Annotated in this window: 10 protein-coding genes; 1 reads left to right on the top strand and 9 read right to left on the bottom strand. The window is 36.3% G+C overall.

Features of this window, described 5'->3' with window-relative positions:
• Nucleotides 1-104: 104 nt before the first annotated feature.
• The 3 genes from WAK64_RS04605 to nfsA form a co-directional block, all read right to left on the bottom strand.
• On the bottom strand, nucleotides 105-281 hold the full coding sequence (locus WAK64_RS04605; RefSeq protein WP_336585770.1) for a hypothetical protein: 177 nt from the start codon (nucleotides 279-281) through the stop codon (nucleotides 105-107).
• 77 nt (nucleotides 282-358) lie between these two features.
• Entirely contained in the window at nucleotides 359-2,254 is a 1,896-nt protein-coding gene (locus WAK64_RS04600; protein ID WP_336585769.1) for a PrkA family serine protein kinase, read from the bottom strand.
• Between the two features lie 380 nt (nucleotides 2,255-2,634).
• The gene (gene nfsA / locus WAK64_RS04595; protein ID WP_336585768.1) at nucleotides 2,635-3,384 is read right to left on the bottom strand and encodes an oxygen-insensitive NADPH nitroreductase; all 750 of its coding nucleotides are present in this window, start codon (nucleotides 3,382-3,384) and stop codon (nucleotides 2,635-2,637) included.
• A gap of 212 nt (nucleotides 3,385-3,596) precedes the next feature.
• Between nfsA and WAK64_RS04590 the strand changes: the two genes are divergently transcribed.
• The gene (locus WAK64_RS04590) at nucleotides 3,597-6,647 is read left to right on the top strand and encodes an efflux RND transporter permease subunit (RefSeq protein ID WP_336585767.1); all 3,051 of its coding nucleotides are present in this window, start codon (nucleotides 3,597-3,599) and stop codon (nucleotides 6,645-6,647) included.
• Nucleotides 6,648-6,821: 174 nt separating this feature from the next.
• Here the strand turns inward: WAK64_RS04590 and WAK64_RS04585 are convergent, their stop codons facing one another.
• The 6 genes from WAK64_RS04585 to WAK64_RS04560 form a co-directional block, all read right to left on the bottom strand.
• The gene (locus tag WAK64_RS04585; RefSeq protein ID WP_336585766.1) at nucleotides 6,822-7,433 is read right to left on the bottom strand and encodes a pyridoxamine 5'-phosphate oxidase family protein; all 612 of its coding nucleotides are present in this window, start codon (nucleotides 7,431-7,433) and stop codon (nucleotides 6,822-6,824) included.
• A gap of 80 nt (nucleotides 7,434-7,513) precedes the next feature.
• Nucleotides 7,514-7,915, bottom strand: a complete 402-nt coding sequence (locus WAK64_RS04580) for a hypothetical protein (protein ID WP_336585765.1) — start codon at nucleotides 7,913-7,915, stop codon at nucleotides 7,514-7,516.
• A gap of 97 nt (nucleotides 7,916-8,012) precedes the next feature.
• Nucleotides 8,013-9,068, bottom strand: coding sequence for a serine hydrolase domain-containing protein (locus tag WAK64_RS04575; protein ID WP_336585764.1), 1,056 nt, complete (start codon nucleotides 9,066-9,068; stop codon nucleotides 8,013-8,015).
• A 222-nt stretch (nucleotides 9,069-9,290) separates the two neighbouring features.
• Nucleotides 9,291-9,839 carry a GNAT family N-acetyltransferase gene (locus tag WAK64_RS04570; protein WP_336586009.1) on the bottom strand — a complete coding sequence of 183 codons (549 nt, stop codon included), beginning with the start codon at nucleotides 9,837-9,839 and terminating at the stop codon, nucleotides 9,291-9,293.
• 399 nt (nucleotides 9,840-10,238) lie between these two features.
• On the bottom strand, nucleotides 10,239-12,452 hold the full coding sequence (locus WAK64_RS04565) for a hypothetical protein (protein WP_336585763.1): 2,214 nt from the start codon (nucleotides 12,450-12,452) through the stop codon (nucleotides 10,239-10,241).
• An 853-nt stretch (nucleotides 12,453-13,305) separates the two neighbouring features.
• Nucleotides 13,306-13,530, bottom strand: coding sequence for a helix-turn-helix domain-containing protein (locus tag WAK64_RS04560; RefSeq protein ID WP_336585762.1), 225 nt, complete (start codon nucleotides 13,528-13,530; stop codon nucleotides 13,306-13,308).
• Nucleotides 13,531-13,831 lie beyond the last annotated feature (301 nt).

Below are 13,831 nucleotides of genomic sequence, written 5' to 3'. Positions count from 1 at the left end.
TCCGTCACAATAATCAGCTTTTTCTGCCTAGTAACAATATATTTTATTCATCTGATAATTTGCCTCAAAAGCAAAAAAAAACATGCCTAGTTTTCACTAGACATTTAAAATAAATCTTCCTCACTATATTGCACAGGATCAGGCATCATATGATTTTCTTTTAATTCCTCATTCGTACGGAGACGCTCCATTTGCTTTCCTAATAACTTAATCTCTTCAAAATCCTTAGCCATCGACCCATTATATTGCTCTGTATCAGATAAATTAGTTTTTTTCTTCATATTCTCACCTCTCCCTTACGTTTCCCTTAATTGGCATTTTTAAACATACCCCCCTCCAATTATGGAGGGGGGTGTTCTTATCGATTTAATAAACTACCAACGTAACGAAGAAGCTCGTTTGCAGATGTCGAATTATACCCATGCTCATCAATGAGACGTGCAACCACTTCATTGATTTTCTTTAATTGCTGCTCATCCGGTGTTTTAGTAGACGTCGTAATTTTTACTACATCTTTTAAGTCAGCAAACAGCTTTTTCTGGATCGCTTCTCGAAGACGGTCGTGAGAATTATAATCAAACCGTTTACCTTTTCGAGCATAGGCAGAGATGCGAATAAGGATTTCCTCTCGAAAAGCTTTTTTAGCATTTTCCGAAATGCCTATTTGTTCTTCAATTGATCTCATTAGCTTTTCGTCAGGGTTTATTTCCTCTCCTGTTAATGGATCACGAAGCTTTGATTTATTGCAATACGCTTCTACATTATCTAAGTAATTATCCATTAAGGTTTTAGCTGACTCTTCATAAGAATAGACAAACGCTTTTTGTACCTCTTTTTTTGCGATATCATCGTATTCTTTACGAGCTAGTGAAATAAAATTTAAATATTTCTCCCGAAGCTCATTTGTAATAGAAGGGTGTTGGTCTAGTCCCTCTTTCAATGATCGTAATACATCTAAAGCATTAATAGATGAGATCTCTTTCCTAATAATAGTTGACGATATTCGGTTAATGACATAACGAGGATCAATTCCGCTCATTCCTTCATCTTGATATTCTTTCTTTAATTCCTCCAAATCTGCCGAATTAAATCCTTCCACACTCTCTCCATCGTACAATCTCATTTTCTTAATCGCGTCAATATCACCACGTTTAGGCTCTTTTAACCTTGTCAATATCGTAAACATGGCTGCCACTCTCAACGTATGAGGAGCAATGTGAACCTCAGAAACATCACTTTCATGAATCATTTTCTCATATATTTTTTCTTCTTGTGTCACTTTTAAATTATACGGAACAGGCATTACGATAATTCTAGAATGTAGTGCTTCATTTTTTTTATTAGAAATAAAGGAGCGATACTCTGTTTCATTCGTATGTGCAACGATCAGTTCATCAGCTGAAATTAAAGCAAACCTGCCAGCTTTAAAATTTCCTTCCTGTGTTAGTGATAATAAATGCCATAAAAACTTTTCATCACATTTCAACATCTCCTGAAATTCCATTAACCCTCTGTTTGCTTTATTGAGTTCACCATCAAATCGATATGCTCTGGGATCAGATTCGGATCCATACTCTGCTATTGTTGAAAAATCTATACTTCCTGTTAAGTCGGCAATGTCTTGAGATTTAGGATCAGAAGGGCTAAATGTCCCAATTCCAGTCCGTTTATCCTCAAGAAAGAAAACACGTTCAATGAGCACATCTTCAATTCTGCCACCGTACTCTTTTTCTAATCTCATTAAGTTTAAAGGTGATAAGTTACCTTCAATGCGAATTCCATATTCCTCATAAAATTCATCACGCAAATGATGTGGAATTAAGTGAAGTGGGTCTTCATGCATTGGACACCCTTTAATGGCATAAACAGCTCCACGGTCTGTTCTTGTGTAGGCCTCTAATCCTCTTTTTAGTAAAGCAACTAATGTGGATTTACCACCAGAGACAGGGCCCATTAATAACAAGATGCGTTTACGAACATCCAACCTTTTGGCTGCTGGATGGAAATACTCTTCAACTAATCGCTCTAACGCCTCTTCTAGACCAAATAGTTGATCGTTAAAAAATTTATATGTCCTTTTACTTTTATCCTCCTTGACTCCCGCATCTTTTATCATATGATACACACGTGAGTGGGCAGATTGTGCTACCCAAGGCTTTTGCTTTAATATTTCTAAATAGTCCCCAAAGTTCCCTTCCCACTTTAGCATTTCTTCTTCATCTCTGAATTGCTCAATTCTTTTTAATATATCCATTAGGACCTCCCCCTGTCACTTGTTGAGAGACGATTATTATACTGTATGCAATTCGTCCATCTAACATGATTAACCGATAGGATTTCTTTTTCATCAACCTCGTTATTATCGTTCACAGAATAAGAAAAATAGGCTATACTATAGGTTATTAAATACTTGTTTTATTTTATTGAAGGAGGTTTCCATATATGGGTACTCTTATTATTTTAGGTGTTTGTGCAGCATTCTTGACGGCAATCTTCACAGCTGGCTACGATAGCAAACCAGGTGTAGATAAGTAAGGAAAGCTAAATACAGACGATTATGTAATTAATAGAAGGAGCTTTTGGCTCACACCACTATGTTCCTTGAAAGTAAAAAAGCTGCCCATGGCAGCTTTTTTACTTTTTATTGTATCCTTTTTTCAACAAATACTCTTTTACATCCATCCTTTTTGGTACAGCAAGCATCGAAACCATTTGATCAGACCAGCCAGCTTTCCTTCTCCCATTTGTTCTTTTCTCATAATAGGCAGAAATTTTTTCATCATATTCAGCTATTTGCTGCTTCATTACTTGTTCTTCTATTTCATATACATTTTCATGATAAATATGTTCCTCTGGTAAACGTTGCTTATGGCTCGATGTATGATCAGGGTATCCAACACAAAGACCAAAAAGCGGGATTACTCTCTTTGGAAGTCCTAATATTTTATCGACTTCTGCTAAATGATTTCGTATACCGCCTATGTAGCAAATACCAAGTCCTAATGATTCTGCTGCAATGCTCATATTTTGAGCAGCAAGAGCTGCATCGATTGTTGCCACAAGAAATTTTTCTGTACTTTCAAGTGATTCTGTGACATCTTCTTGCTTCCATTCTCCCATCTTTTCATGACGATAAAGGTCCGCACAAAACACAAAGAAATGGCCGCTTTCTTCTACATAACTTTGTTCACCTGCTAACTTTGCAAGCATTTTTCTTTTCCCTGTGTCTGTTACACCAATAATAGAATAAGCTTGCACATAACTCGACGTAGAAGCAGCTTGTGCACTTCTAACTAATAATGAAATTTGTTCCTTTGTCAATTTTTCGTTTGTAAATTTTCTTATTGATCGATGATGTAAAATCGTTTCAATTGTTGAATTCATATGGATTACCCCTCTCCCCCATAATGGTTTATTGCTCCGTTTCAATCAGTTCCCCATGTGTATGAAGCAATTGCTGTAAACACTACATAAAATTCTTATTAAATCTCAATATTTAGGGTTGGTTTTTTTTAGAATCGTTGTAACATTAAGTAGAGGAAGTTGATTGATTAAGTTATTGACTGTAAGATCAATATACCATAAGGAGGAACACTATGCTTGAATGGATCTTAAAGCGATCTAAAATATTTCTCGTTTTATTCCTATTATTTGTTATCGTCGGTGTATTTACATTTTTTATGTTGCCACAACGAGAAATTCCTGAAACTACGGTAAATATCGGTACGATTAGTACTGTGTACCCGGGATCGACGGTACATAATGTAGAGCGCAGCATCACTAATCCATTGGAACGCAAGCTCGCTACAATTGATGGAATTGAGGAAGTTGTTTCTTCTTCTTCTGCAGGATTTTCATCGATTGTTGTGACAGTAGAAGAAGGAGAAAGTAAAAAAGAAGTGTTTAGCCGTGTTCGGCAAGCAATCTCAGATATTGCCCTCACCTTCCCAGAAGAAGCACTTGAACCTGAAGTAAATGAAACAACCGTTAACATGCCCATTGTTTCCTACCATATCACGAGTGAGAATCGAGATAATTTAACGAATCTCCAAGCAGAAATGAGCAGATGGCAGGAAGAAATTGAATCCCTTCCTGGTGTTGCAGCTGTTAGCATTAAAGGCGTAACCGATGAAGAAATTGTTATTGATGTAGATTCAGAAAAGTTAGCGGAAAATGGTTTAATTTTTTCTGATATTTTAACAGCATTAAATGAAGAATATTCCCCGACTCCACTAGGCAAACAGCAGGTTGATGATAGAATCGTCCAGCTGACGTTAGATCATTTCCAATCAGCTGAGGATCTAAAAAACGTATTGATTGGCTTAAACAATGAAGGGGCTGCTGTTTATTTAGACTCAGTTGGAGACATTTCCATTACACCTAAAGAAGCAATCGACTTCATAACCTTTGATGGGGAACCTTCAATATCCTTCACTGCGTTTGTAAAACCTGGTGAAGATATACCTACTGTAGACGAGCGAATTCAAGAGAAAATAAACGAACTAGCCCCTTCACTACCAAATAATGTCACCTTAAAACCATATTACTCTCAAGCTGAACTTGTTAATGATATATTCAAAGGACTCTTTCAATCTCTTGTAATTGCGATTATTGCAGTCGTCATTACCTCTTCATTAGGCTTAACACTATCTGGGGCAGTTGTTGTAGCAGTGGCTATTCCTATATCCGTACTGATTGGGCTTATTCCGCTTCCATTTTTCGGTGTTGATTTAAATCAAATATCTGTAATTGGAGCCATTATCGCGTTAGGGATTTTAGTTGACGACTCAATCGTTGTGAACGATAATATCCAGCGGAGATATAAAATGGGTGAAAATGCACTGACAGGGGCTGTCAATGGTGTGAAAGAAATATGGGTATCCATCGTCACATCCTCACTTGCGATTGTGTTTACCTTTTTACCTTTAATATTTCTTTCAGGAGGCAACGGAGCTTTTATTCGAGCTCTTCCAACTGTATTAATTACAACGATTCTTGCCTCAACCATTATCGCTTTAGTCCTTGTTCCAATGATACGATTTAGACTATATAAACGTTCGAATAAATTAGTCTCACAGTCACCTGGATTATTGGGGAAGCCTCTAAATAAACTAGCCGATTTTTATGCGGATACGGTCGTAAAGAAAACAAGTAAACGACCATTTCTAGTTTCAATCGGTGGGTTGACTGTCACACTGGCTATTTTTGCTTTAATCGCGTTTACACCATTTGAATTTTTCCCAGCTGCTGATCGAAAAGAAGTGACGATAGATGTAACCCTCCCTATTGGAACCACATTAGAGCAAACAACAGAAACATTAGCGGAAATAGAAAATATGCTTTTAACAGATGAAGGTGTATACGAAACAAGTGTTTTTGCTGGAAGTGGCTTACCAAACTTGTTTAATAGCTCCTTGCCAATATCAGGTGAAAACACAGGCCAAATCGTGGCCAGGGTTGATCGTAAGAAGCAAACAGCACAAGGGCTCATTGATGAATGGACCATTCTACTACGAGAAAAGTATAGTCAGGCAGAGATATTTTTATCTACAATTGAACAAGGACCTCCTTCTGGTGCACCTGTTACAGTGACAATATCCGGTCCCCAAATGGAGAAGTTAATCGAACTTAAAGATGACATTACTTCAGAAATTGAACAGCTCGGGTCAAACTTTGTCGTCGATAACGTCGGTCCTCCACAACCAACGGTTCAATATGTACCAATAAGGGAAAATCTGGCATTATACGATATAACCATGAAAATGATATCCGACCGAATCCGACTAGCTACTGATGGCTTCCCACTTGCCTCGTTAGATGATGGTGTAGTACGTCGAGATATGAACATTTTCTTAGATCGTGTGGTCGAAGAGGAAGTGAATCTAAACAATTTAACCATTCCTTCACATGGACCTTTACAAGGGGAGCCACCTACCTTATTAGCACTTGATACATTATTATCGACAGAAACGACTGAAAGCTTACAACGGATTCCTCATGTTGATGGGAATAGAGCCATAACGGTTAGAGCCTTTCCTGGCGATGTACAAAACTTTAAAAATGCAGTGACCGAAATTGTTGAGAGGAAGCGTACCGAGATAAACGAAAATGACTATAAGATTGCCATTGGTGGAGAAAACCAGGCTCAAAATGATTTTTTTGCTGAAATTACCGTGTTATTCATTATCGTCATTTTCCTTGTTTACTTACTCATCGCATTCCAATTCAATTCACTCTCTTTGCCTTTCCTTGTGCTAGTCGCGGTCTACTTAGCCATTGCCGGAGCAATCCTTGGATTATTCGTAACACAGACACCAATAAGCTTCTTAGCGGTTATGGGAATGGTTTCATTAACGGGAATTGTCGTTAGAAATTCCATTGTCTTGATAGAATTTATCGAGCAAGCTAGTAGGAACGGAATGTCAATAACGAATGCTGTAGTTGAATCAGCTCGTGCTCGCATTCGACCGATTCTTTTAACCGCCTTGACATCCGTCGTAGCCCTTATTCCGGTAGCACTTAGTGGGGATGCTTTATTCAAGCCACTTGCAGTCACAATTATTTCAGGCGTTATGTTCTCAGCATTATTGACACTCTTAATTGTCCCAAACCTCTACCTAGTCTTTAACCGTTTTAGAAGAAAGTAACATGTACGTGGAGATGAATGATGATAAAGATTCCTTGTAAGCATCAAACTAGTTCGAAATAAACCTAAAAAGCTTAATTTTCTCAATGAGAAATTAAGCTTTTTTAAATGCTAATCTTTACTTCTACAGCCAGTAGTTCTTTTATTGCTTCGGAATCAGGCGCCCTGATTGTCTCTAATAAAGCTGCTCCCTATACCCTTTACTTAAACGTGCTGAAATGGCTTCTTCGCTTGCACCAGGAAGCTTAGCATGATCAGCTAAAATTTTTGCAGCAGTCGGTACTTCAGTTGGCCATGATTCCCTTTCCCATAAACGAGAACGTTTAAAAGCCTTCGCACAATGGATAAAACATTCTTGCACCTCAACACAAATGCCTACTATCGGCCATTTCCCTTTTACCGCCATCTTTTCTAACAGTACTTCATCTTGAACTAAGGTAGCTTTCCCATTTACTCTTAGCGTTTCCCCTAAACCTGGAATAAGGAAAAGCAACCCTACATGAGGATTTGATAATATATTTCTTAAGGAGTCCATTCGTTTATTACCAGGTCTCTCAGGGATAATCATTCGCTTATCATCCAATATATAAACGAACCCTGGTGCATCCCCACGTGGAGACGTATCACAATCCCCCTCCCGACTAGCTGTAGACATCACTAAAAAAGGAGACTTTGCAATAAAGTCTCGACAATGATGGTCAATGTGGTTAATCACTTTTCTTTGGACAAGCTCACTAGGATAACCGAGTAGCGCTTGTAGCTCTTCTTCTGTTTGTATTCTATACATTTATTTTCCTCTCTTCAGACAAGTTAATCAAAAGTCGAGCTTTTTAAAGGACGACTTTTGATTATTCACAGTAAAACGCATTACGAAATGGACACCCCAACTACTTGATCAGAAAATATAATCATCTCACTCATTTTTATACTACTGTCAAGATTTGAGAACGACCTAATGGTTACATCTTTTAAATGAATTGGTCCGGTTACATGAAAGGCCATCATGTCAGACGGGATTTTGTTTAATTCATCACTAAAATCATCAAGGCCAAACTCAAGAAATGTTTTTCTTTTCTCTTCCGTTTCAAAAAGGTTAATGGTCCCCTCTAAGAGATTAGTGTGAGTCAAAATGACTATATTTCCTTCTTTGTTTATGATTTCTTCTTCCGTTATTTCTCCCCTATCAAACTGCTTCTTTAAGTCTGCCAAGTGTGTAACCATTGCTTTTTTATAATCCATCGCTTTATTGATATTTTTCAATTCTAGCATCAAGCTATCACCAACTCTTCGTTTATTCTTCCACCAACTCAAACTAGGAAAAGGAATTCGTAGTAAAACTTTCTATTATAGATAGGGTTTCTTCATTTTATTGAATTAATTGAACAATTTCTTCAGCAATAGAAACAACGCCTGCAGGCATTTGATTAATCATGACTGTTACGTACAATCCGGAATCTAAAAATTTTAATGTAACGGCTTCAAAACCATATATTCCACCTTGATGACCAATGGCTTGAACATTGTCTTCCAATACATACTTATGCACACCTAATCCATAATACTGGTTTTCTTCGTTTATTGGTTGAAATACAAACATTTCGTTTAATGACTCTTCAGATAATATGTGTCCTTCAAAAATAGCCTTTACCATACTATTTATCTCAAGAGGAACCGATATAAGAGCTCCTGCCGTCCAAATAAGAGAAACATTGAGCATAGAGAATTCCGCATTAATTTCTTCCGTTAATTCACTAAAGTCGTTTGTTACTTTTGAATGTCCTATAGCATGAGGTCCATCAACAGCAAATTCATGAGGGAAATACGTATTTTGTAAATTTAATGGAGAAAATATATAATGATTCAAAGCTTCTTGAATCGAGACACCCGTACATTTTTCTATAATCATCCCAAGTAATATATACCCTGAATTGCTGTAATTATAGTCTTGACCTGGTTCAAATTGAAGGTTATCTTCCCCAATTTTTTGAATCAGTTCAGTGGGAAGATACTTTGTATTTAAATCCGATACAGCATGCTGAATAAATTTAGTCCCTTCTTCATCACTCCAAATATAATCTGGCAATCCACTTCGGTGATTAAGTAATTCCCGAATTGTCACTTTATCAGCTTTCAGTAGTATGCCTGGCAAATGCTTTTCAATCGTATCTTCAAGATGAACGATTCCTTGTTCTTGAAGTTTAAGGATCAATGTGGCGATTAGGATTTTAGTAATACTTCCTGCTCTTAGGCGATCAGTAACTACTAAAGGTTCATTTGTAGAAATGCTGCGAACACCTGTTGCAGAAGTAATGGTTCGATTAGAAGAATCCGATATACAGATGGAAAGGCCTGGTAGTTGACGTTGTTTACAAATATTTTTAATCACATCATGTAACTGTACCTCATTCATTAATTTCACCATGAATCATCCTTCCGAAATAAGTTAATTTCATTATAAATGCCTCAAGGAGAAGTAGATTCCGTCTTAAGGGTGATTTTTTCTGCACCTCAAGACTAATTGTCTATTTCTTTTGACTATCACATTGACTAATTTATATGCTTTTCTTTTTCTAGGAATGCAAATGAAACTCTCAAATGATGTTTCATTTACTACTTGATTGAAATCGAAGTGAAAGACACCTCCTTATTTAAATTCTGCTTTTATAATGGAATACATATATAAATCATCGAATTTTCCGCGAGTATATTCATAATGTCTTAGTAAACCTTCCCTAATAAACCCTTGTTTTTCTACTAGTTTTTGAGATGAAATATTTGCAGGTTCTATTAAGGCTTCAATCCTTTCCAATGAAAAGTGGGTATAACCATAGCGAAGAACGGCATTCAACGCTTCGCCTGCTATCCCTCTCCCCCAATAATCTCTGTTCATTTCATATCCAACTTCAGCACGATAATGTTTCATTTGCCTGTTTAAAAATCCACAGCTTCCAATCACCCTACCCTCATCTTTTAGAGTAATGACCCACCTAATACCTGTACCTTCATTATAGATGGAGTTATACCAGTTAATTTCATCCCAAACGTCTTCTATCGTTTTGAAAGGCTCTAATCCCATATGATTGACAACTTCTGCATCAGACAAGTAAATAAGCATGTCTTTGGCATCATCCTTTGCTGCTGCTCTTAAATATAGTCTTTCTGTTTCAATAATTGGAAACTCTTTATTTGTCATTTTTTTCACTTCTCCCTCTTTAAGATCATTTTTCGAAAATACTTAATAAGATAATAAGCCTTACCGTTCTCCATACAATTTATCGGTTGTATATAGAGAGAGGCTTCCCCTACTACCAATTATTTCAAAATAACTGTCTTTTTTTCAAATGTCTTTGAATTTGATAGTTTATAAAAGAAATAACGCCACAATGCTTATATAAAAGAGATGATGCTTCAGTCTCTGGCTATCTATTAAAATGAAAAATGGTACAAATTATAGCTCGCCAAGGAATAAGTATTGTTATTAATAAGTACAGCTCAATAACTTTAAAAAAGAAAACAAAACGTCAAGTAACCCAAAATATAATGTATTCTGGGTTACTTGACGTTTACTTAAAATAAATGTTTTGTAGAATAATTATTGAATTACCTGTTGAATATCTGCTCCAGCAGTCAAAATACTTCCTTGTCCTTCTTGGAATCCAGCTGGATAAATGGTTGTTCTAAGCCAGTCTGCAGATGTACTAAAGGAATGTGATACTGTATAATACTCCCATTCATTCGTGATATCGAACGTTGTAGCATAATCATTATCTCCATTGCCACCATCATTATTTCCCTGACTTCTCATACGTAAAGTGACAGACTGTGAAGGTGAACCATCTGAAGTTTTTAGCCATACACCAAAGGTATACGTATTTCCATTGGGGTTTATATAAATGGTTTGGTTTACATAGTCTGTAGTATTAGCTCCATTTGCTTTTACTTCGACTACCGCTTTTCCATTGTATGTTTCCCCTGTTTTCTCACTTGTCGTATTGTTTGAATGATTAAATGTGTCAACACTTAGAGAAACATTCACATCTTCTCCAACTAAAGACCATCTATTTACCTCACCAGCATTTAAAAGCTTAGTAGACCCTTCCCATAATTCGACCTGATTTAAAAACCAATCAATGGAAGATGGTCGATAGTCATCATTTCTGTGCAAGAATACACTCGGGGCAAACTCTTCTGCATAATCTGCTGCAGATTCATAATCTTCAGTAGTTAAATCAATAACATCGTTACTTGAAGGAGCATTTACATGATCATTATTTTTAAACCAGCCTTTACCTGGACTAAATGTTGGGCTATTAGAACTTTTTCCCCATTTCCCTTCAAACTGCTGAGACCAATGATATAAACTATTATTGGTCTCATAACTTAATAGTTCGAAATTTTGACTAATATCCCATACTCGACCAAGATCGGTCTCCTCAGGTAAAAGGGCAGAACCAAAAGCATCGTCCCTCGTAATATCACCCGCGTAATTATAGTTTGCATGTGAATTTATACCTGAATACATAATAGGTCTCTCTCTATCGAGTACTGTCCAAGCTGTACTGTGCATATCTTGTCCATCTGTACTATTAATATCCGTTTTTAATAATACAAAATTCTTTGTATCTGTTCCAATTGATACGTTAGGCTTCACAGCTGAAGCTTGTTCAGAAATTTTAGTTGTATCTTTGAAATTTTTACTTATATAAAGTTTTCCTGTCGACTGATTTTCATGTGCTTCAATGATAGTTCCATCATTTGCTAGAGTGACAGATGAATTTGATCCACTATCATATCGATCACCGTTGAAATCTCCTTGATCCCAGTTGACTTTTGTCCCTGAATTATTTATTCGGCCAGTATATTTATATAATGTGCCGCCACTTTCATTTTCATGCGTTTCAACAACATCCCCATCGTCGTTTACTGCTATACTAGAACGCTTACCATTATCGTATTTACGAGAGGAATTCCAGTTAATAGCACCGCCGACAACCTGACCCGTTCGTATATATAAATTACCACCACTTTGGTTTTCATGCGTCTCAACAACTACTCCATCATTTGTCACATCAATAGTCGTATTCTTCCCACTATCATATCTATCCCCGCTATTATCTCCATCGTTCCATTCTACTGTTGTCCCCTCAATCTTTCCAACATAGGAATATAGATTAGGTGAGATGGAAGACTCACTTTGATGAGTCGCAATCACGGTACCATCATCTAATAAAGCGGCTGAAGGGTTTTTCCCTCCGTTTTCATATCTACGAGCTCCATTCCATTCAATCGTACCATTAGATTTTATACTACCCGTCTTTACATATAGTTCTCCACCTGATTCTGACTCATGGACCTCAACAACTTGTCCATTGTTATTTACATCAACTGAAAAGTTCTTTCCATCAGCATATTGTTCACCATCACCGATAGGGGCAAACGGAGCAATAGCTGCATTTGAAAGGTTCCATTCAGAGCCTTCATGTTGACTATATTTTGCATCAATAATTTCGTTTTTGTTTTTATCAATTATTAACTGAAGACCTTCCCAATCTCCCTCATGACTACCCAATCCTAGTGTAATAACACCATTATAAGGATAAAAAAACCTGTAGTTAATCCCTACTTTATCACCATATTCTAAAACTTGTGTATACGCCTTTGCTGAAGACAGATTTCCATTCCTTGTACTATTATTAACGATATCAAGATTTTGATCACTTGTTTCTGCTGCAGCTATATTAGATGAAAATGGCGACACTATCAAGGCTGCCAGCGTGAATGAGCTAATCGTTTTTTTAAAGTTCATTTGGAACCCTCCTGTGGAATTAATTATCGACCTAACCATTTCCAAAAACGATAAAGACATTAAGAATGTGAGCACTAACTATAATATATAACAATTCACTACGGCAAAACAATACAATTCTATTGTTTTATCTGTTCTTCAAGCATAATGACCTTTTGTCACATTATCCTCTTCCTACCTCCTGTTTTGAACTTGTTAATAATGGTAACGAAACTATTAAACTACACCTATCAAACCAACTTCATTTCCGAATTTTGTTTGTCGCCTCCTTTAATAAAAAGTGTGTGATGTGTTGAATCCGATGAAATTTGTCGTGGTGTGTGGCATTTCTTAACATAATTTACTTGCCAAATATTAAGGGTGAATTCGTTTTCCCTTAAGGTTAATTATGTTAGTTAACATAAACTATCATAGGTAGATGTAGTAGAGTTCCTAAATTAATTGAACCATACAACAAAAAACGAAACCATCCTACGAAAACCTGATTTTTTCGAACAAAAAGAATATACTAATTTTTCAATTTATTTAATATTACTTTTTTATTAGTTACTTAGTTGTTGTTTTATTACATGATAACGTATAAAAATAGGATATTTTACACAAAAAACCATTATCAATTTTTCCTGAGCAACTCTTCCATAAGGTTGCCGTCTAGAACTATTTTCAACATTAACTTTCCCTTACAAAAGAATCGTAAAGTCATTGATAGAATTTTAATTTATAAGATATCTCATATTTAGATAATACTTGCTTTCATATACATGTTTAACACTACTGCTAAAAAACGCAGCTTTTTATTCAAATTTACAATCTCATCCACTATTAGAGTAAATCAAAATAGGATACCGAGGGGTCATATTTTAAATAAATCCGTTATCTTTTTCCTAGAGTCAATCTCTTGAACTGTATGAAGTACCTTCTGCATCACTTTCGTACATGGAATATATTCTTTGTCATTACAGAGTTTTGACATTGTGCTACGGGATAAATCGCTTTTCTTCATAAAATCTTCTTGTTTAATCCCTTGTGAATCTAACCATTTTCCAAAGGTGGAACGAGTTTTCATTTGTTTATTCACCACTTTTCCCTCCTAAACGTTATTCGCTACACAATTCCCGTGAAAAAGCCCAGAAGATTATTTTTGTCACAGGTGAAGATCTAATCCTTTCTCCTCCACTACCAGTCTACTATACTCACTAGTTATGATATATCACCTCCTTAATAACATAATAGAGTATGTACATGGTGTTAGTATGATTGTATGCACACCGATTCGTCAACTCTCCATAATTAAATTAAGGGGGAAGTGTCGGGTATGGGATCAAAATTCAGTTGTTAATGATTGCGAAGGTTTTAGGAGAATGGTAGTCGAACTTTAG

The sequence above is a fragment of the Bacillus spongiae genome, from assembly GCF_037120725.1.
Lineage (GTDB): Bacteria > Bacillota > Bacilli > Bacillales > Bacillaceae_K > Bacillus_CI > Bacillus_CI spongiae.
This window is presented reverse-complemented; position numbering and strand designations above follow the sequence as displayed.

Excerpts from the sequence above, each read along its gene's own strand:
- WAK64_RS04575 (WP_336585764.1), bottom strand. The coding sequence starts at position 9,068 with ATGGTGAAATTAATGAATGAGGTACAGTTACATGATGTGATTAAAAAT.
- WAK64_RS04605 (WP_336585770.1), bottom strand. The coding sequence starts at position 281 with ATGAAGAAAAAAACTAATTTATCTGATACAGAGCAATATAATGGGTCG.
- WAK64_RS04565 (WP_336585763.1), bottom strand. The coding sequence starts at position 12,452 with ATGAACTTTAAAAAAACGATTAGCTCATTCACGCTGGCAGCCTTGATA.
- WAK64_RS04585 (WP_336585766.1), bottom strand. The coding sequence starts at position 7,433 with ATGTATAGAATACAAACAGAAGAAGAGCTACAAGCGCTACTCGGTTAT.
- WAK64_RS04570 (WP_336586009.1), bottom strand. The coding sequence starts at position 9,839 with ATGACAAATAAAGAGTTTCCAATTATTGAAACAGAAAGACTATATTTA.
- WAK64_RS04600 (WP_336585769.1), bottom strand. The coding sequence starts at position 2,254 with ATGGATATATTAAAAAGAATTGAGCAATTCAGAGATGAAGAAGAAATG.
- nfsA (WP_336585768.1), bottom strand. The coding sequence starts at position 3,384 with ATGAATTCAACAATTGAAACGATTTTACATCATCGATCAATAAGAAAA.
- WAK64_RS04580 (WP_336585765.1), bottom strand. The coding sequence starts at position 7,915 with ATGCTAGAATTGAAAAATATCAATAAAGCGATGGATTATAAAAAAGCA.
- WAK64_RS04590 (WP_336585767.1), top strand. The coding sequence starts at position 3,597 with ATGCTTGAATGGATCTTAAAGCGATCTAAAATATTTCTCGTTTTATTC.